Origin of the sequence: Thiothrix eikelboomii, assembly GCF_900167255.1 — a bacterium.
GTDB classification, from domain to species: Bacteria; Pseudomonadota; Gammaproteobacteria; order Thiotrichales; family Thiotrichaceae; genus Thiolinea; species Thiolinea eikelboomii.
In genome coordinates this window covers 58,190-77,552 of record NZ_FUYB01000021.1, presented here as the reverse complement: position 1 = coordinate 77,552, position 19,363 = coordinate 58,190, and the positions used below count along the sequence as shown (strand labels likewise).

Below are 19,363 nucleotides of genomic sequence, written 5' to 3'. Positions count from 1 at the left end.
TTGGCAGACCACTGTAGGCTGGGATTGGAGACACTGCGGGAGGATGCACGGCTGTGGTACAACGGCTACCGCTTCAACCTCAAAGCCGACACCAGTGTGTACAACGCCAACATGCTGCTGTATTTCGTGGACAGTTTCGACCGTAAACGCTGCGAATACCCGGAGCCAATGCTGGACGAGAACATTGCCTCCGACTATGGTAAGATCATGAAAATGTTCAGTATTGGCAACCGGGATACCAATTATTCAGTGCTAGAATTGTTGATCAACACGGGGGAAGCGCAAGCTTCACAACGCCGTAAGTTTGAGTTCGACAAGGGCTTTGAGCGGGATGACTTCATTAGCCTGCTCGCCTACATGGGTTTTATCACGCTGGCACGGAAGACCCTTTCTGGTGAAGTCTTCGTCATTCCCAACTACGTCATCCGTGAGTTTTACTTCCATTATTTCAAAGTGGAATTGGAGCGGCGCAACCAATTTAGCATTCCTAATCACACTCTACGCTTGGCGGTGGAACAACTGGCGGTGAATGCCGATTTCCAGCCGCTGATCACAGAGTTGGAGCGCGCTCTGCAACTATTGTCCAACCGCGATGCGATGGGCATGGACGAGAAGCATGTCAAGGTGCTGCTGCTGACTTTGCTCTACCAGACCCAAATTTACTTCATCCACAGCGAACGCGAAATGGGGCATAAGTACCCCGACATCTTGCTGCTGGAGCGCAATCCACTGAAAGTGCCGTTTCAGCATCTGGTGGAGCTGAAGTATTGCAAGAAGGGTAAAAAGGCTGACCTGAAAGAGGGCTGGGCTGCCAAGCGGCAGGAAGGTATCGCGCAAGTGCAGGGCTATTTGCAATTGCCGGAGGTGCTGAGGTTAAGAGATCTGGCCGCGTGGGTCTTGGTGACGGATGGGGAAACAGTCGAGGTGCTGCGGGTGGAGTCATCACCGTAAGATAGCTTGCCCTGAACCCTAAAGCCAGAGCGAGCTGCTGCCTCGATACTTCTGTATTCAATACTTCCGTAAACGCTAACCGCGCTTGCGTCGCCGTCCCCACCAGACTAAGCCCCCGAGCAAGGCCAATAAACCGACGGGACTAAAGATCGGGATAGTCGCCGAGTTTGTTCCCGTGCCACGGATCGCAAAGCGGAAGATCGAGGCATCACTGAAGGTAATCACCACGATCCCCTCACGGAGGCCGACTACACTGGGGGTGAAGTTCAGCGTGAAATTCTGGCTAGCCCCCTGATTGATCGTGAAGGGTGTGGTGGTCGCAAGGCTAAAGTCACTCACGCCCATCGCATAAGCGGATTGAAGGCCAAAGATAGCCCAGCCATCCAGACCCGTCCCCTGCGCTGCACGGGTGGTATCCTGCAGGCTCATACTCTGGATCGTGATCGGTGTAGTCCGTCGGTTGCTGAGGGTAAAGGTTTGGGTAAGCTGACTGAGGATTGGGATACTGCCGAAATCCGTACCATCCTCGGTGCTAGGCGTGGTGTCATCCTTGCTAATCACTCTACCCTGTTGGGTCAAGCTCACTTCATCGGCGATGGGGGGAGGGGCAGAGTCGACGGTGATCGGATGCCTCACTTCCGTCGCCGCTGCATAATTATCATTCCCCGCCTGATTCGCGGTCAGGGTACACGTCCCCGCTGCCAGCAAGGTGACCATATTTCCGGCTACGTTGCACACCGTCGGGGTACTGCTGCCCAAGGTAGCCGTCAAGCCGCTGGCGGTGGTGGTGATGGTGACGGGAAAAGCCGCATCCCCCAAGGTCTTGCGGGTCGGGGTAGCCGCATCAAAGCTGACCGTCTGGCTAGCCTTGCCGAAGGTCACGGTACGAGTCACCGCAGTCGCGGCGGCGTAGTTTGCATCGCCAGTTTGTGTCGCACTTAGGGTGCAGTCACCCACGCTGAGCATTGTCACGGTTGTCCCTGAGACACTGCACACGGTCGGGGTGCTGCTGTTGAAGCTGACGTTTAAATTGGCGCTGCTGGTGGCAGCAACCGTGAATGTGCCGTTTAAGACAAAAGTGGGAGCAGCAGGCTGGGCAAAGGTAATGGTTTGGCTAGCTTTGTCCACGATGATGTTTTGGGTGACTTCTGTTGCGGCGGCATAATTATCATTCCCCGCCTGATTCGCGGTCAGGGTACACGTCCCCGCTGCTAGCAAAGTGACGGTATTAGCGGCTACGCTGCACACCGTCGGGGTACTGCTGCCCAGAGTGGCCGTCAAGCCGCTGGCGGTGGTGGTCACGGTGACAGCAAACGCCGCATCGCCAAAGGTCTTGCGGGTCGGGGTGGCGGCATCAAATGCCACGGTTTGGACTTGCTTGAAATGCCCGGTCACGCTTTGGTTGGCCGTCACATTACTCAGGGTACAACTCGCGGTGCCGGAACAAGCGCCGCTCCAGCTACTGAAGGTATAGCTGCTGTTGGGCGTGGCGGTACAAGTGGTGTTGCCAGCCGTCATCACCGGATTGGGGTCACAAGTCACTGTACCCCCCGCCACGGGCGCTGCTGTCGTCGTAATGGTATAGGGGCAAGTTGTGCCAAACGTGCCAACAATGTCTGTGACGCTGATCGTGCCGCACTGGTTGACCGTCGCGGCGCATAAGGCAGCACTGGGGTGATTATTACCTACACTGCGGGTGCAGATGAATACATCTTTGGCTTTGGCCTGCCCATCATTATTATCGGTTGAGAAGCTGTTCCCCACCCCCGCCGTGACCGCATTGCCGCTGAAGCTGACATCCTTCAGGGTGAGGGTGCCTTTCATGGCGAAAATCGCACCACCGAAGCCTGCACCGCCACCGCCACCGCCATGAGTATCGTTGCCGCCGCCATAGCCACCGTAGCCAGGGCTGCTTCTACCACTGCCGCCGCCGCCACCACCAAAGCCACCATTTCCACCATTACCTCTCCAGCCATAGCCGCCGCCACCGCCAAAGCCGCCATTCCCACCGTTACCGCCCCAACCATAGCCACCGCCACCGCCAAAGCCGCCATCGCCACCGTTGTTGCCGTTGCGACTGTTGCCCCCCCCACCGCCAAAGCCGCCATGCCCACCGTCGCCGTTGTTGTTTTCAACACCGCCCGCACCGCCATAGTGACCGTTGCCGCCGTAGCCACCATTACCAGCGTTACTCGCAGCAAACAAGCCGCCGCCGCCATTACTCGTGCTGTTGCCAAACATACCGCCGCCACCGTTATGGCCTAAGTTTCCTCCATTACCACCCACCGCCTGGTTATTGTTGAAGGTCACATTGTCTATCAGCACCGTGCCGTCATACACAAACAACCCGCCTCCCAGGCCAGCGCCTGCGCCGCCCCAAAGGGCATACCCACCCTTGGCTAAGCCGTTGCGGATCGTCAGGTTCTTGAGCGTGACTGTGCCGGATTTGATGAACAACGGGCGGAACTGGTCGCCGCCGCTGATGGAATGGGTGCTGCCTGCTGCGCTTTGCAGGGTGAGGTCGCTGTTGATCAGGTGTTTCATCACCCCGGTGACAGTCACATCCGTTTGCAGCTCAATAATGTCCGCGCCGGGGTTGAGATTGGCGGCACGGATGGCCTGACTCAAGGTCAAGGTATTCGCGCTCACGGCAGCCGCCACGCTGGCATCATCAAAACTACCCGGATCGTTGGCTACCGTGACCGGATAAGTGGCGGCGTGGGCGCTGCCATAACCCGCCAGCAAAGCAGCACTGATGGCGAGTGCCAGACGCGGTGCGGTACGCACTGGCAGGGTGGGGATCGTCGCTAACGGCATGGTTGTTGTACTCCTAATGGCTGCGGCTGGCCGTCAGGCCGGGGTAAAAGGTGGCATAAAACCAGTCAAAGTGGGTGTAGAGTTCCTGCTGGATACGCGCTGGAGTGGTATGGGGTGGCACGGGCTGGAGACGCGACTGGGTGGCATGGCGGTATTTGTAGCGGTAATGACTGTCGCTCTCATGCGGCTTGACTGGCAACTGCTGCGGGTCAATCAGCCATGGTTCCAGCCCCATCCACTGAAAAATATCACCCATCACCGCCACCGGATCGTGCAGCAGGTGTTCAAACACCACATAGTAGACCCGTTGCTGCAAGGCGGGTGGCATGTCCTGCATCGCGGCAATCGCTTGCAGCGGTTCGCCCACCACCCCACTATCCCCCATCAGCTTGTTGGCTCGGCCATAACGCGACTGCCCCGCCAGATGATCAGGGAAATCCAGCAGCAAAGTCTGTTGGTGTTGCGCCTCAATCGAGCCAATAATCTGCCCCAACTCACGCACACACACCAGCATCCGGCACTGCGGCTCCAGCAACACCGCCAGATCCAGTTGATTCAGCCAGCCGCGATTTTTATCCACCACCACGGGTTGGGCCGTTTCCGCAAACCAGCCCTGCATAAACCCCCGAAAGGCATTCAGCAACCGCCCGTAAGCCTGCGGAAAATCCACATCCAGTTGCGCCAGCAAAAAGGTATTGTCGCTCAGGTGATGGCGCAATTGCCCCAAAGCGGACAGCAGTGGCGAAGAATGCCCGCTGCTGGCAATCGCCGGATGCATCCCCAGCAATTGACAGAGCAAAGTTGAACCCGCACGCGGCAAACCTGTCACACACAGCAGTTGTTGATTCAAGGTCATACTCCCCCCAGCCTCGATGAAACCTATCAGCAAATCCACATGTTAAGCGGAGATTTGTCAACGAACCGTCAACGAACGGGGATTTTTGATCCGCTGAAAAATTATCAGCAAAGGTGACTGTGTGCTTAGCTTCGCGGTAGGGTAGTTAGTCAAGCCACTAAGAACAAGGTTGAGTTTGAGTGGCGGGCGTAACAACCAGCAGGGCATTTGCGGCATAGCGATATTCTAAAGGTGTCATGGCTAGGCTTAACTCACCATCTAAAGCGATGTAAATACTGTGCTTAGTGTGATGATTGTTAACGGAGAGCTGCTCGACCAAACGGCTGTCGACCTGATCTAATTGTGTAACTGGCTCACGCCCTCGAAACATGGCATTAAAAATGAGTTTGGCGATTGATCCATAAGTTGTTGTTTTTAAAATTAATACATGAAGGGCGCTCTGGCCAGCAGTGTGCACAGTGCCTAAGCCCGATAAGCTTAAATCACGCTCCCTCACGCCGATAAAAATTAGGGGTGAGCGCAGTTTCACTCCATCTACATACAAGTGTGAACTCCGTAGGCGTAATAGGCTGTTGAACCCAGCGCGTAAACTCGCCAACCGATAACTCATCTTCGTTTCATACAATTCACGAATCCGCACAAAATGCACATAAGCACCTACAGAGCTGGTATTGAGAAACAAACGCTGATTCACATAGCCGACATCCACCGCCGTGACTTGTGGGCTAGTAAAGGCTAGATTCACCGCAGCATCCACCTCGATGGGAAGCTTCCAATTATGGGCAAAATGATTGAGCGTACCGCCAGCAATGACCGCCATCGCTGTTTGCGTTCCTGCTAAGCTTGCAGCGGCTAAGGCTAAAGTTCCATCACCACCACAGATGAGTACTCGGGGTGTGCCTTTGGCGATTTCTGCTTGTAAGGCGGGTTTTAATTGCTCAGGCGTAAGTTCATGAATCAATAGACGCTGATCTTGCCGTAATTGCGCTAATAAAACTGCTGCTTGTCCTGCTGTAGGGTTAATGAATAAGGGCAGTTGAGTGGGCTGTGGATTCAGGATTTGAGTGCGTACTTGCATATTAACCTTCCAATTGCGCCATCTGAGTTAAGCCCAGCATCAGACTGAGTTGAGGCCAGCAGTCTGTTGCCATACCCCCTGTGTATGTTGAAACTCACGCTGCTCAGTTGACTGAAAGCGCTGACCATTCCAGTGCATAAACTGAATGGTTAAGTGAGTATGATCACCTTGAATTAAATTAAAACTATTGGCCTGACCCTGACTTAAGCGATTAGAAAAGCTCGTCCCCGAATGCACAATCAACACTCCTTGCAGAATTTGGGTATAGGCTGTGTGTACATGGCCACTGAGAATTAAATCGACCCCTGCATCATGAAAGGCGGCTATGGCTTGATCACGTCGCTCCACGACATCGCGGTATTCAGAGTTTTTAGGTAGCCAAAACGGGTGATGTGCAACCACTATTTTTAAACGTGTCGCGGCGGTTTCTTGAAACTTTTGCTGTACGGCGGTGATTTGTTGGTCGCTGATTTGCCCGCGTGACCAATCAAAATAGAAACCTGCCGCCCGTGCAGTATTTACACCCACAATCCTCGTGTGTTCAAGGTCTAAAACCGGTTCTAGATCTGGGGCGATATAGTGCTGCCATTTTTTCCAAGGTTTAAAAAAACGCTCGGCTAAATCAGTCGCGGACATATCATGATTGCCGGGGATCACAAAATAAGGCCAAGGCAATTGGCTTAAAAACTGCTGAGCTGCGAGGTATTCCGTATCAGTAGCACGTTGGGTTAGATCACCACTAATAATAATCAGATCGGGTTGGAGTTCCGCCGTGATTTTAAACCAGCCCGCAATGACTTCAGGTTGCTCACGCCCAAAATGCAGGTCAGAAATATGGACAAAACGAGGCATATTAAGTATTCCGGTGGCTTTTAGATAATTCATCGACCCATAATGCGGTGCCACCGGCGACTCCGACGGGCATCGCTAAAAAGTTTAGAATGGGAATCGCGGTAATTAAGGACAGTATCCAACCAAAGCCTAGCGCATGGGCAGGATGTTGTTTGAGTGTTTTTAATTCTTCTTTAAAATAGAGTTCGTGATTACCCATCGGATAATCAGCATATTCAATCGCTAGCATCCAAGCCCCAAAAATCGTCCAAGCTAACGGTGAAATGATATTGACGCCGGGAATGATCGTGATCAGCAACAAGAGCATCCCCCATTTAGCCATATACCACAGCTTACTGGCCTCGCTACGGAAGGTACGGGTGATTAAAGCGGGTATCGACTTAAAGCCTTGAAATTCGGCAACAGGTAAGCCATTTAAGTGTTTTTCCACTTGCTCAGCGAGGAGGGCATTAAACGGGGCTGCAATCAAATTAGCGAGCATCGTGAAGGTGTAAAAGACTGCAAAAAAGATCACAAGGATAAACAGTGGCCACAATAACCATTCCAACCAATGAAGCCAAGTGGGTAATAATTGCTCCATCCAGCGATCGACTTGGCTGGTGGCGAGCCAAATCCCCGCCGAAAAAATTAAAATATTAATCAGTAAAGGGAGAACCACAAAAGGGCGGATACCTTTTTGGGTGATGAGTGCAAAACCTTTCAGCACATAGTGCATACCTTGAAATAAGCCGGTCATAATTGTCCTTGTTTACGACAAACGAGTGCTTGCAGGTATAATCGGCGTTTTTAGCTTTGTCAATTTTAGGCGGAAACTATGCGTGTCTTAGGCATTGAAACTTCTTGTGATGAAACCGGTGTCGCGATTTACGATACTGAGCAAGGCCTATTAGCGCATCGTCTCTTTAGCCAGATTAAATTACATGCTGAATACGGTGGAGTCGTGCCGGAGTTAGCCTCACGGGATCATATTCAGCGAGTCTTACCACTGACCTACGAAGTTTTAGCAGAGGCAGGTTTAAAGCTGCAAGATTTAGAGGGTATTGCTTATACTTCTGGCCCGGGTTTGATCGGGGCTTTGATGGTGGGAGCGTCGATAGCCCGCTCCTTGGCTTGGGGGTTAAACCTTCCTGCTGTGGGCGTGCATCATATGGAGGGGCATTTATTAGCCCCGATGCTTGAGCCAGAGCCGCCGTCTTTGCCGTTTGTAGCGTTGTTGGTGTCTGGTGGGCATACCCTGCTGGTCGATGTACCACGGATTGGTGAGTATCGAATTTTAGGTGAAAGTGTCGATGATGCTGCCGGTGAGGCTTTTGATAAAACGGCTAAATTATTAGGCTTAGACTATCCGGGTGGGCCACTCCTTGCGAAATTAGCGGAGCAGGGCAGAGCAGGTAGCTACAAATTTCCGCGTCCAATGACTGACCGCCCCGGTTGTGATTTTAGTTTTAGTGGTTTAAAAACCTTTAGCCTGACGACTTGGCAAGCTTCTGCCCAAACTGAGCAGGATAAAGCGGATATTGCTTATGCTTTTGAAGAGGCAGTGGTGGAGACGCTCTTCATCAAATGCAAGCGTGCCTTAGAGCAAACCGAACGCCCGACTTTAGTCATTGCAGGGGGGGTGGGCGCAAATAAACGCTTACGTCAGCGCTTAAAAGACCTAAAGGCGCAAGTGTATTTTCCACGTTTGGAGTTCTGCACGGATAATGGCGCGATGATTGCCTATGCGGGGGCTTTGCGGTTACAAGCGGGTGCTGTTGAGCCAGCAGTGATTCAGCCGCGTCCACGTTGGCCACTGACTGAACTAGAGGCGCTTGCGAGTTAAAATCTACCCAAGTGAATTCCTGCCCAAATTGAGAGTTTTAGTTTTGAAGGATGCTAAGAGTTAAGATGAGTACTTTTTTGACCGAAAATGTAACAGCGGTACGTCATTGGAATGAGTCCTTATTTTCTTTCCGCACGACCCGTGATCAGGCTTTTCGCTTTATCAATGGTCAGTTTGTGATGATTGGTTTGCAAGTCGAGGGCAAGCCCTTAATGCGTGCCTATAGTATCGCCAGTGCTAATCATGAAGATTATTTAGAGTTTTTCAGTATTAAAGTTCAAGAAGGGCAACTCACTTCGCGCTTGCAACATTTGCAAGTAGGTGATCCGGTCATGATCAGTAAAAAACCTACTGGAACTTTAGTCCTACGCGATTTGAAGCCGGGTAAACGGTTATTCTTATTTGCGACTGGCACAGGTCTTGCGCCTTTCATGAGTTTGGTGCATGACCCAGACATGTATGAACAGTTTGATCAAGTGATTCTCATGCATGGCGTGCGTTGGCAGAGTGAACTAGCCTATAAACACTATTTAGAAAATGAACTACCGAATAATGAATTCTTGGGTGAATTAGTCCGCGAAAAATTAATCTATTACCCTGCGGTCACCCGCGAGCCATTCGTACATCATGGACGCTTAACCAAACTGATTCGTAGCGGTGAATTATTTGGGCATATCGGCCAAGAGCCACTCAATCCTGAGTTTGATCGTGCGATGATTTGTGGTAGCCCCGCGATGCTGAGCGACACCTCAACGCTCTTAAATGAATACGGTTTCAAAATTTCCCCACGTCAAGGTGAAGCGGGGGATTATGTGATTGAGCGGGCGTTTGTGGAGAAGTAATATACTCAAGTGTCTATCTGAAATAGATCTGGACAAGTTACCTGTAAACGATTCATGATTTTTTGAGCAGACTCATCACTGATCTGCTCACCAGCAAGAAATTTATTTCCGGTTACGAGGTCAATTCCATATTCAAATTTATTTTCATTGATACCTGCTTGGATTTTTGTAAATAATGGTTTTAAACCATCACGTTTAGCAGAAGTTTTTATAATTAACTTATTTTCCAAGGCGTAATTGCAGGCTATCCTAAGAGCTTCTAATTGATGCTTTGCGAGAGTTTTACTATTTAATTTAGCAGGTGTTGGTTTGAATAAATGATATTTGCCTAGTCGATCAATATAACCATTATCAAATAGTAAAACTCCTGCTCTAGCACAAAATGAGATCATGGTTTCTTGTGCCTCTTGGTCACCTAAGTACGGAAGTATCTCTCTTAAATCAATATCCGCTAATGTAGTTAAAATAACTCTTTTCACATAGTCGTTATAATCATAAAACTCAAGGTATAGAGTGTGTAATATTTTTTTTACTTCATCAGGAAAAGTATTTTTATAGTTACCAAGGGCTGAGATTGCACAAGGTTGAATATGTAGCTTGTTGCCGTGTAAGGCAAGATTTTTTATATCTAGATATGCAGTAAGATCTATTAATCTTCCAAGTATTGATATAGCACTCATAGCCAACTCAATATCAGGGTGATCGATATATTCTCGGCAAAGATTTGTTAGCCTAAATAACTGATATTCATCAAGTAGTAAATTAAAATCTGTTTGTTCGATGATGGTTAGCGCTCTTGCGCTCTCTTGGGTGTTGGAGGCGGCTATTTCAAGTAAGGTAGGAATTACTTCTTTTTCTATCTTTCCAGTTTGTTGTGCTTGATTTAAAAACATTCCTAAATAAATTTTTAGTGATTTTGAGTCGCTATTTTCAAAATCATCAAGTAGGTTAGCTCGAGAGAAAAGGTTGTATTTAAGTGCATAAGAGGTAATAGAGGTTTTTATTTTATTATTGGCCTTGGCTTGAAGGAAGTTAAGCCAGCTAATGCTTTGTGTTGTTTGAAGGGAAAGGACAGCTTCAATAGCGCTATCAGTCAATTCGTCAATGGGGTAGGATTGTATTAAGTTTATTAAGTCATCAGAGAATTCGGTAGTTCCTAAGGCAATGAGTGCTTGAAATAGGTTATCATAAAGATCCAAGCTAGTTGGCGTGGATTTTAAATAAGGTATTAAGTGACTGATAAAGTCTTTATGCTTGGTACTTCTAGCAGCAGAGCATAGTAGATCAAAGTTTTTTTCTGGGTTTGTATAGTATAAATTGATAATTACTTGCCTAAGTTCTTTAGTATTTTTTGTGCCAATGCTTCAATAGCCGTTTTTTGTATTTTTTTGCTATTAACCTGTAGGAATTTTATTATTAGTTGATCTGCTTGGTTACTTTGAATAAAGCCTAGTAAGTTAATGGATTTCCATGCATTGTAGTCATTTTTGAGTTTTTTCTCGTCATGAGTAAGTGTTGCTATTTTTTGTAATAAATAGTTAGGTGACAGTATAGCTAGTATTTCACCTGCACTCTCTTTCACATAATCAGCTTTGCCTATCCAAAGTTCCCACAGGTTTTTTCTAATATCATAGCCCAGTAGTTCAGTGCTATCTTCGATGTTTGCTTCAATTAAGAAGCGAGCAGCTTCGAGATATAGGATGCCTAGATTATCAATTGGGTGTAGTAAAGTGAATAATAGTTTTTTTAATTTTTCTTTGTTCGCTTGTTTGCCATAAATACCAGCAAGAAAGCGAAAAATCATTTTCCAGTGTGGGCTAAATAAGTAAGATCTAATATCTTCAATCGAATGATTAGCTATATGTAAGGCAATAAAATACTCTTGAAATGTCAAATGTATAAAGTGAAAGTCACCACCCTGCGCCCAGCTATTAATCAATCTCGAAGGTAAAAAATGTTCATCAAATTTAGGTGGTATATCGGGTAGTGCAAAACGATCCCAATGATCATATTCAAAGAGTTGTAAAGGAGCATATTCAGCATCAGTATAAAGATAGTGACAAAACTTTGCTAAATACACCATTTCTTGTTCACGGAATAAGTTATTGTCTTTTTTTATATTCCTAAGTTGTAAGCGTATTAGTTTTATAATGCTGGCATAAACATCAGTTCGGTGTATCGGTAGTTGTTCATTAGCACTATGTTGTTTTATATTACATAATAAAGTCAGTAAAAAAGGGTTGCTAGCCATGTCAAGTAAACGAGGATTGGCATCTATCTGCTTTAATAAGTTATCTTGCTCATCTTTTTTATGTTCTAACTTACTATTGATGAACCAACTCTCTACCAGCTTTTCGATACCAGCTTTATTGAGTTGCATAACCTCATAGCAAATATCTTCTCCTAAATCACCGAAAAAGCCAGTATGACGAGAAGTAAGTATCCATGAAAAAGAGCGACTGAGTTCTCGTATATCTTCAGTAATGATTTGAATAGCCGTCTGATTCGTAGCGATTTCATCCAAACCATCTAATAAGAATAGTATATGTCCTTTTTTATGACCTGCTAGGTATTGTAAGGTTGTTTCAAATGAAGCTATCTTTTCTTGATTACGCCGGTAAGCATCGTGTAGGAATAAAGAAAACTGGCTTAAAAACTCTTTTTGATCTTGCATAGAGCAAATTAAGATTGAGATGTAATGCAAGAGGGTCATAGCTGGATTTTTTTGTTTTTCAAACCAATAGCGGCGTAGTGAAATAAACGCTGGAATTAGCCAGCGCTGACTTTTACCAGAGGCTAGTTCTAAGCAAAGGTATTTAAGTAAGCTGGTCTTGCCACTTCCTGGGTTACCCAAAATCACGATGTGCTGGTGCTGAGGCATATTGATGCACTGGTGAATACTTAGGTGTCGGGAATGATACTGTTGCCGGCGTGCTTCTTGTTCATCAGCAATCGTGCGTCCTTGTTGTAATAAGAAAGGCCGAGCTACACCACTAGCCTTTGCAACCATCAATTCGACATACATCTCTGCAATGGGGAAGTTTTCTGAAGCATCGAAGAGTGGAGGTAAGCGTGTGAATTCAGTCGAGTTTAGGATGCGATCAGGAAGCTTTAGAAGCGCTGTTAGGTCTAGGGTTTGGTCTGCAAGCTGCACTTGATTGTCGTGTAGCTCGGCGGTTGGCCAGTGTTCTTTGATTGCTTTAAGTAAGAGCTTTTTTACGTCCATTTTGTTTGTCTTTAGGATGTCTGTTTGATTAGCTTAATGCCCAATAACTGATTTTTCTATTAATTTTATTTATATAAATAAAATTAATTTAATAAAATAGGTGTATTTTTACACTCTTGCTAAAAGAATAAAACCTACAAATAATGCATATACAAATTTCTTAGGAGGAGTCAATCATGAAAAAAATAGTAGCTAGTTTTTCAGTGGTTTTAGGGCTTTTATCTTTAATTGACAAGACTGCTTACTCAGATGATTTTTTACCAGTTAGGGATATAAAACCACAAAAGTTGATGGCCTATGATCTTCCAGCTATAGAGAGTGATAAGTTATTTTCGGAAAATAGATCTTTACCAAGCTCACAAATACTTGTTTATAATGTATTTACGGCAGATGATAACTGGTCTCGGGACTTAAATCACTATTTGCGCTATTATAAATTAAAGCATGCAATTCATTTCTGTAACTTAACTGTTAAGCAAGTGACGACTTATGCAAAGTGGAAGGTTGAAGGAGTACAACCTTGGCAATCTAATCTTTTTAAGATTGATGTGGAACCACAAAAATGCTATATCTATTATATGGATGGGGATTATAGTAATGAAGGAGTTTATCTTTTTACTGGAATAGTAATTCCAAGAGGAAAAGGGCAAAATATTTTAAATTCAGATACTTCAAAATTTATGATTAGATGAGTAAAAATTATTTAAAATAATAAAGATACTGATGTATTTACTTTGTATTGGTATTCATCATTATTAATGAGGAGAAATAATATGGCTCATGGGTATCCAGATGGAAAATATCGTGGTGGTGATAAAGATCGTAAAAAGACTAATGATGGCCCTGGAAAAAATGCTCAGCATGGAGATGGCGGACAACATTCTCAGAAACATAAATCTAGTGGCTCTAAAAAAGGTGGCAAAGGTAATTAATCCTAATTACTAGAAGTAATCGTGAAAGTAGACGATTGCATATCAATATTTTAGTCAAATTGAGGGCTGAAGTAACACAATAAGTGCAACAGACGAAAAATTTGCGAAGTGAGGCAGCTGAAGGTACCGTCCAAGCTCTCACACAAAAACGGATCTGTTATGAACAAACATCACCATCAGCTGACTCAGGAACAACGATACCAAATTGGGTCTTTACGTGACAGTGATAAGAGTTATGAAGCGATTGGCAACATCATTGGCGTTGACAAAAGTATAGTCAGTCGTGAACTGAAGCGTAACAGCGATGCTTCGGGTTATCGGCCGAAAGTGGACAGTTCGGTGTTTACCTAGGTTAATTGATTATTGGTTTAGCAATTATTGATATTATTTATAGCAAAAACCTAAAAAAGCTGTTAAAAATTAACGGTATACTCCCAGTGCTAGTATGCCCCTATGACTTATTTTCCTCCTACTCCCGAGCAGCCTCACCCGTTTGGTCGTGAGTTTACTGATTTGACGGCTGCTATCAGCCACCTAGGCTTCGATGGTGTGCTCTACACCTTTTATCCTAAACCCATGTATCTGTGTAGCAAAGTCCAACCCGTTTTGCATTATTCGGAAAGCTTCGCTCCATTCGTTGCCCATTACATAAAAAGTAACTATGGTAATCGTGATTTTGTGCTGCGTTTAGCCGTGCAGAACCGGAAAAAGAAACCGATTGATTGGTGGAATGAAATCGCTGCAGGCACGGTCAGCCACGAAGAAAGAGCAGTGACTGAAGATGCCAGAAAAAACTTTGGGATTCAATATGGACTTTCCATCCCAGTATTAAAGGGAGCATATGCTATTTCAGGGATTTCTGTGATCAGCCTGAACCCTTGTCCAATCCACTTTCAAAAGCTAAAAAAAGCACATATCCATCAGTTATTTGAACTGGCTAGGCAGTACCATGCGAGGATTGTTAATTCTAAAGAGGAGTTGCGTTTTTTCTTGCAGCCTCTTTTAGACCGTTTGAATGGTACGCAGGAAAAGATAATCAAGCATATGTTGACTGGGCTTCCAATGAAAAGTATTCCGCATACCTCAGGTGTTACGCCAAGGTATGCAGAGAAAGTTTGGAGCAATCTTCGTGAAGAATTCGGAAGTATAACGACTAATGAATTCATTTACCTACTGGGTATGCTTGGTATGTTTGATGACCTTGATGACCTTGATGACCGCTCCGATTTATGAGCTTTGGCTAAGCTCAAGGTAGGACGCTCCACCCAGAAAAAAATGATCATGTGCGTGGTGTACACAGAAGCCTGCACGCTTCACTTGCTCAATCAAACTGTCCAGCGAGATATAGCGCCCTTGTGCTTTGGCCTGTGCCGCAATAGCATAATTAATTGCCATAAATGTTTGATAGTGTGGATGTCCGAGTAGCTCTTGTCTGGCTAGATAAGCCAATCGCGCTTCATTAAAATTTGCGTTAGGTGTTAAGAGGATGAAGCGCCCATCAGTTGATAATAAACTATAAATATGCTCCAAAAGCTTATCTTGATCAGGCCAACTATAAAAGCTATGGATCGAAAAAATGGAGTCATATTTACCCTGTAAATCGGCAATGTCAGCATGCACTAGCTTGGCTTGATCAAATCCCAATTGTTGTTTCAACCAAGTAGCTTGCTCGATCATCGTGGGGCTGGCATCCACCCCAGTGTAACTCTGAACTTCGGGATTATCTTGTAAATAAGCCATTATTCTTCCTGTACCACATCCCAAATCCAACACTTGACCTATCATTCTTTGAGCAATTGTTTCGTAAACTTGTTTTTGCACAGAGAGAAATACACTTAAATGAGAGCTGCTGTAATCGTTCCATTGTTTGGGTGAAAACTTGGCTTGCTTGTGATTGATCCACTGGTGGAACTTAGGCTGAGCTGCGGTCACATCCCAAGCCACTAAACAAAGCGGTGCTTGTTCTTCATCCCAACTTTGCCCCATATCCATAGACAAGATTTCAACGGCCATCATTTTCGTGTGTGAGCTAATATTCCGTTGCTTCATCACAATCAGAACCCGATCAATTTTTAAAAGTCTAGCCATAGAGTGAATCAACATGTAGTGGGTACATAGACCGTTTACCTTGTCTTCAGTGATCAGCAATCGCCCTAGCTCTGCTAAGATCTTTTTGTCAAGGCGTAGCTGTCCAACCGATGGGGGCAAGCTAGCCTCTTCTGGGAAGCCTTGTCCATAATCTAATAATAATCGCGATGTGCTGGTAATTTTTCCTTCGTGATTAGTTCCGTAGATCACATAAGCATAAGGGTCAAGTCCATCATCATGAAACGCCTTCACACTAGAGCGATCTGCTGTGTAGTAACTTTTTTTGAAATCTCTTATTTGCTTTAGTTCTTCGTCAGTAGTTGCCAAATGAAATCCTTGAGGCAGTAGTTTTTCAATTTGTTTTATGACTAAACTCGGTTTTTTTATAGAGGTTGGTTCATAGGTATTGATAGTAGCTTGCATGTTGTTTTACCTCATTGCTGCTGGATAATGAGGCTATCATCTAGGAATTATGTGGTGAGGCGCGTGATGAACTTAGGATGAAAGTATCTACTTTCAAGGTGAATAAAGGGTTCAGTGTCTAATTGTTTGATATTTCCCCTTAATCAAAGCTACAGGGTTTTTAACTCATCAATTTTCCATGACAAGTCGAAGTAAGGGGTTATGTGGCAAATGACGGTGATATTTTTCTAACAAAAATAAACTCGCCGTTGTTTGTACTGAGTTATCCAGAAATGGCCAGAAAATTTTCTGTGACTTTCCAATTCAACAAAACAATTAAAATGAATTTTTGGTGTCACTATGACTAGACTTGTGGGGCGCGTTTAGGCTCTTTGGAGGGGCTGTGAATAGCGTGTTTAACCACAGTTAGTCGGAGGAGGTTTCCTATGTCGGATATTTATATTCTTGCCTATGATGGCAGCCCTGCAGCACGTCGCACTGCTGAATTTGCCGCAGGACGTGCCAAATTGGCTCAAGCTCAACTGCATATTGTCCATGTTTTAGAGTGGTCACCGTATAGTTTCTTAACTCAAGAAGAATTAGCCGAGCGTCATCAGCGTCGTACCCAAGAGTTGGAGCGCGCTACTCAATCTATTTTAGAGCCGCTGGTGAGTGAACTCACGGCTGCAGGCCAGACGGTCACGTCTGAAGTGCGCTATGGCAATGTCGCTAAAACGATCAATGAAATTGCTACTGAAAAAGCAGCTAAAGTGATCTATGTGGCTAAATCTAACGAGACGGGTTTGGCCAGTCGATTGTTAGGTAATGTCCCTAGTGCTTTAATCCAAATTGCCGCCGTGCCTGTTGTCGTGGTTCCTTAAACCCCAGCCTATAAGGATTGATTTCATGAGCTATTTAAACTTGTTCAAGCTCTTCGCGCTGGTATTGGCTTTAATGTTAATGCCTTTTACTGCACAAGCGAGTATCGACGAAGCGATTAATAATGCGGTTGCTCCAGTGGCGAATGCAGTGTCTAGTGTGATTTTCTTTTCTGTGCCAGTGGGTGAAGCACAGCTACCTTTGATTGTCTTGTGGTTGATTATTGCTGCTACCGTCTTCACGCTTTATTTTGGTTTTATCCAATTCAGAGTCGTGGGGCAGGCAATTCGGCTGATTCGTGGGGTTTATGATGATCCTAAACATGCGGGTGAGGTGAGCCACTTCCAAGCTTTAGCCACAGCCGTATCGGGTACGGTCGGTTTGGGGAATATTGCAGGGGTTGCCGTTGCGGTGGCGATTGGCGGGCCGGGTGCGACTTTTTGGATGATTTTGGCGGGTCTGCTAGGGATGGCCTCTAAGTTCACGGAATGTACCTTAGGGGTGAAATACCGCAATGAATACCCTGATGGTAGTGTCTCCGGTGGCCCGATGTACTATTTATCCAAGGGCTTAGCCTTGCAAAATAAAGCAGCCTTAGGCAAGTTTTTAGCAGTCTTCTTTGCAATTGCTTGTATTTTTGGTTCGTTTGGTGGCGGCAATATGTTCCAAGCTAATCAAGCCTTCCAACAAGTAGTGATTGTGACGGGAGGGGCTTCGAGCTTTATGGCAGACAAAGGTTGGTTGTTCGGCTTGATTTTAGCCGTGTTAACAGGGGCGGTGATTGTTGGCGGGATTAAGTCGATTGCTCGTGTGACTGAAAAGCTCGTTCCGTTTATGGCGATTTGGTATTTGGTGGCTTGCTTAATCATTATTTTGATGAATTTTGATAAAATCGGTTGGGCTTTTAGCCAAATTTTTGAAGGTGCGTTTACTGGCGCAGGGGCCACCGGCGGTGTGATTGGCGCCTTAATTCAAGGCTTTAAGCGTGCTGCCTTCTCAAATGAGGCGGGTGTCGGTTCGGCTTCGATTGCCCACTCTGCAGTACGGACGACTGAGCCTGCGACAGAGGGGATTGTGTCGACTTTAGAACCCTTCATTGATACGGTCGTGATTTGTACGATGACTGCTTTAGTGATTGTGATTACCGGTTCCTTGACTAGTGGGGCTGGTTTGACTGGGGTAGAGTTAACCTCACATGCCTTTGGCAGTGCTTTCTCTTGGTTCCCTTATTTATTATCAGTGGCGGTCTTGCTGTTTGCCTTTTCTACGATGATTAGTTGGTCTTATTATGGTTTAAAAGCTTGGACCTATTTAGTCGGGGAAGGTAAAACTCAAGAACTGATCTTTAAATTCGTCTTCTTAGTCTTTATCGTGATTGGTTCTAGTATGAGTCTGGGGCCGGTGATTGATTTCTCTGATGCGATGATCTTTGCGATGAGTATTGCCAATATCATTGGCCTTTATATGCTGATGCCAGTCGTGAAGCGCGAAGTGAATCAATACTTAGCGAAAATTAAGAGCGGGGAAATTAAGCGGGTGCGTTAAGTACAGCGGTATTTGAGCAAAGCAGTGGTTGATAGCCATTGCTTTGCTTAGTCAATCAGTACTTTCTCATACACATCCCGTACTTTGAGCAGGCAGTTAATACTCTTCAGTGTTATTTCATCTTCTCCTTCATTCACTTCTGACAATAGCCATTGCCCCTGTGGTGCACGCCGATAGCACTCCATACTGAGCCTATCTTGTGCCACTAAAAGATATTCTTGTAATGAATCTAAGCGTCGATAGTGAGCAAATTTAGCGCCTCGATCATAACCTTCGGTTGAAGGTGAGAGTACTTCAATGATCACACTGGGGTTTAATAAGGTATCGCTCTGTTCATCTTCAAACTGCAGTTCGCCACAAACTACCGCTAAATCGGGATAGAAGTAAGCTTCATTCGGGCGTGTCCGCACGCGCATATCTGCTACAAAAGCAGAGCACGGTTTAGCGCGTAATTGTGCATGTAATAAGCCTGCCAGATTAAAGACTAATTGATTATGCTCGCGGCTTGCTCCTGCCATTGCATAAATTTGACCTTGAATATACTCGTGCTTTTCGGGTACTTGGCGTTCGCCATGCAGATAATCCGTGGTACTCAGTGGTATTGCTAGTGCTACTGTCATACTCTGATCCTTAGAAAAATTGGCTTAGAAACGCTTCGAGAACGCTGTGGACTGTGCTTAAATCGAAGCAGTAGTTAAGCCTTATTCAGCTCAATTATCTAGGAGTCTACATGAGTACCGGTTCACGTCAATTGGTGGAGATTATTACCGCCTTGCGCTCAGATATTGAGGCCGCGATTACAGAAGGCGAGGGGAAAGCCGTGCGCTTTGATTTGGAAGAAGTCGAGGTAGAGCTACATACACAGATTACCAAATCGGGTAAGGGGGTAGCGGGTGTTGAAGTCGAGTTTAAGGTCTTAGGGTTTGACTTAGGCAAGGCTAGTGGGGAAGGGACGGGTAGTGTGGCGAAAGAAAATGCACATACGATTCGCTTGAAGTTGAAGCCTAGTATTAATGACCCAAAAACTGGCAAGTCCAAAGCAATCAGGCTGAACGCAGAGGACTAGGACTAAG

General features: G+C 45.9%; 19 protein-coding genes. 10 read left to right on the top strand and 9 right to left on the bottom strand.

Annotated elements, in window-relative coordinates; translation table 11 throughout:
* Nucleotides 1-951 (top strand): PD-(D/E)XK nuclease domain-containing protein (locus tag B5D50_RS16660; protein WP_200807122.1); only part of this gene is annotated, 951 nt, incomplete at its 5' end.
* A gap of 75 nt (nt 952-1,026) precedes the next feature.
* On the opposite strand, the gene B5D50_RS20770 is transcribed toward B5D50_RS16660, so the two are convergent.
* From B5D50_RS20770 to cysZ, 5 genes are all read right to left on the bottom strand, one after another.
* Entirely contained in the window at nt 1,027-3,768 is a 2,742-nt protein-coding gene (locus tag B5D50_RS20770) for an InlB B-repeat-containing protein (protein WP_078923786.1), read from the bottom strand.
* Between the two features lie 13 nt (nt 3,769-3,781).
* The gene (locus B5D50_RS16650; RefSeq protein WP_200807121.1) at nt 3,782-4,657 is read right to left on the bottom strand and encodes a sulfotransferase; all 876 of its coding nucleotides are present in this window, start codon (nt 4,655-4,657) and stop codon (nt 3,782-3,784) included.
* 124 nt (nt 4,658-4,781) lie between these two features.
* Nucleotides 4,782-5,702, bottom strand: coding sequence for a diacylglycerol/lipid kinase family protein (locus B5D50_RS16645; RefSeq protein ID WP_078923784.1), 921 nt, complete (start codon nt 5,700-5,702; stop codon nt 4,782-4,784).
* Nucleotides 5,703-5,741: 39 nt separating this feature from the next.
* Complete coding sequence (locus tag B5D50_RS16640; RefSeq protein WP_234975913.1) at nt 5,742-6,608, bottom strand: metallophosphoesterase family protein; 867 nt, start codon at nt 6,606-6,608, stop codon at nt 5,742-5,744.
* Nucleotides 6,556-7,290 carry a sulfate transporter CysZ gene (gene cysZ / locus B5D50_RS16635; protein ID WP_078923782.1) on the bottom strand — a complete coding sequence of 245 codons (735 nt, stop codon included), beginning with the start codon at nt 7,288-7,290 and terminating at the stop codon, nt 6,556-6,558. The genes B5D50_RS16640 and cysZ overlap by 53 nt, the downstream gene beginning before the upstream one ends.
* Before the next feature lie 78 nt (nt 7,291-7,368).
* Here cysZ and tsaD point away from each other — a divergent pair, with 78 nt between their 5' ends.
* Both tsaD and B5D50_RS16625 read left to right on the top strand, forming a co-directional pair.
* Complete coding sequence (tsaD, locus tag B5D50_RS16630) at nt 7,369-8,376, top strand: tRNA (adenosine(37)-N6)-threonylcarbamoyltransferase complex transferase subunit TsaD (protein ID WP_078923781.1); 1,008 nt, start codon at nt 7,369-7,371, stop codon at nt 8,374-8,376.
* A 65-nt stretch (nt 8,377-8,441) separates the two neighbouring features.
* Entirely contained in the window at nt 8,442-9,218 is a 777-nt protein-coding gene (locus B5D50_RS16625; RefSeq protein WP_078923780.1) for a ferredoxin--NADP reductase, read from the top strand.
* Nucleotides 9,219-9,223: 5 nt separating this feature from the next.
* Here the strand turns inward: B5D50_RS16625 and B5D50_RS16620 are convergent, their stop codons facing one another.
* Both B5D50_RS16620 and B5D50_RS16615 read right to left on the bottom strand, forming a co-directional pair.
* Complete coding sequence (locus B5D50_RS16620) at nt 9,224-10,417, bottom strand: hypothetical protein (RefSeq protein WP_078923779.1); 1,194 nt, start codon at nt 10,415-10,417, stop codon at nt 9,224-9,226.
* Between the two features lie 125 nt (nt 10,418-10,542).
* Nucleotides 10,543-12,444 carry an NACHT domain-containing protein gene (locus B5D50_RS16615; RefSeq protein WP_078923778.1) on the bottom strand — a complete coding sequence of 634 codons (1,902 nt, stop codon included), beginning with the start codon at nt 12,442-12,444 and terminating at the stop codon, nt 10,543-10,545.
* A gap of 176 nt (nt 12,445-12,620) precedes the next feature.
* On the opposite strand from B5D50_RS16615, the gene B5D50_RS16610 reads away from it, so the two are divergent.
* From B5D50_RS16610 to B5D50_RS16600, 4 genes are all read left to right on the top strand, one after another.
* Nucleotides 12,621-13,136 carry a hypothetical protein gene (locus B5D50_RS16610; RefSeq protein WP_078923777.1) on the top strand — a complete coding sequence of 172 codons (516 nt, stop codon included), beginning with the start codon at nt 12,621-12,623 and terminating at the stop codon, nt 13,134-13,136.
* Between the two features lie 81 nt (nt 13,137-13,217).
* Nucleotides 13,218-13,376 carry a hypothetical protein gene (locus B5D50_RS20380; protein WP_159448663.1) on the top strand — a complete coding sequence of 53 codons (159 nt, stop codon included), beginning with the start codon at nt 13,218-13,220 and terminating at the stop codon, nt 13,374-13,376.
* Nucleotides 13,377-13,535: 159 nt separating this feature from the next.
* The gene (locus B5D50_RS16605; protein ID WP_078923776.1) at nt 13,536-13,727 is read left to right on the top strand and encodes a helix-turn-helix domain-containing protein; all 192 of its coding nucleotides are present in this window, start codon (nt 13,536-13,538) and stop codon (nt 13,725-13,727) included.
* Nucleotides 13,728-13,829: 102 nt separating this feature from the next.
* A complete protein-coding gene (locus B5D50_RS16600; protein ID WP_078923775.1) occupies nt 13,830-14,609 on the top strand; it encodes an autoinducer binding domain-containing protein in 780 nt (259 codons plus the stop codon).
* Here B5D50_RS16600 and B5D50_RS16595 read toward each other — a convergent pair.
* Nucleotides 14,604-15,887, bottom strand: coding sequence for a class I SAM-dependent methyltransferase (locus B5D50_RS16595; RefSeq protein ID WP_078923774.1), 1,284 nt, complete (start codon nt 15,885-15,887; stop codon nt 14,604-14,606). The genes B5D50_RS16600 and B5D50_RS16595 overlap by 6 nt on opposite strands.
* Nucleotides 15,888-16,312: 425 nt before the next feature.
* Between B5D50_RS16595 and B5D50_RS16590 the strand changes: the two genes are divergently transcribed.
* Together B5D50_RS16590 and B5D50_RS16585 are read left to right on the top strand one after the other, a co-directional pair.
* Nucleotides 16,313-16,747: a universal stress protein gene (locus tag B5D50_RS16590; protein ID WP_078923773.1), complete on the top strand. Its 435-nt coding sequence runs from the start codon at nt 16,313-16,315 to the stop codon at nt 16,745-16,747.
* A gap of 25 nt (nt 16,748-16,772) precedes the next feature.
* Nucleotides 16,773-18,290, top strand: a complete 1,518-nt coding sequence (locus tag B5D50_RS16585) for an alanine/glycine:cation symporter family protein (RefSeq protein WP_078923772.1) — start codon at nt 16,773-16,775, stop codon at nt 18,288-18,290.
* Nucleotides 18,291-18,337: 47 nt separating this feature from the next.
* On the opposite strand, the gene B5D50_RS16580 is transcribed toward B5D50_RS16585, so the two are convergent.
* Complete coding sequence (locus tag B5D50_RS16580) at nt 18,338-18,910, bottom strand: Uma2 family endonuclease (RefSeq protein WP_078923771.1); 573 nt, start codon at nt 18,908-18,910, stop codon at nt 18,338-18,340.
* 110 nt (nt 18,911-19,020) lie between these two features.
* Here B5D50_RS16580 and B5D50_RS16575 point away from each other — a divergent pair, with 110 nt between their 5' ends.
* Nucleotides 19,021-19,356, top strand: coding sequence for a trypco2 family protein (locus B5D50_RS16575; RefSeq protein WP_078923770.1), 336 nt, complete (start codon nt 19,021-19,023; stop codon nt 19,354-19,356).
* Nucleotides 19,357-19,363: the final 7 nt, after the last annotated feature.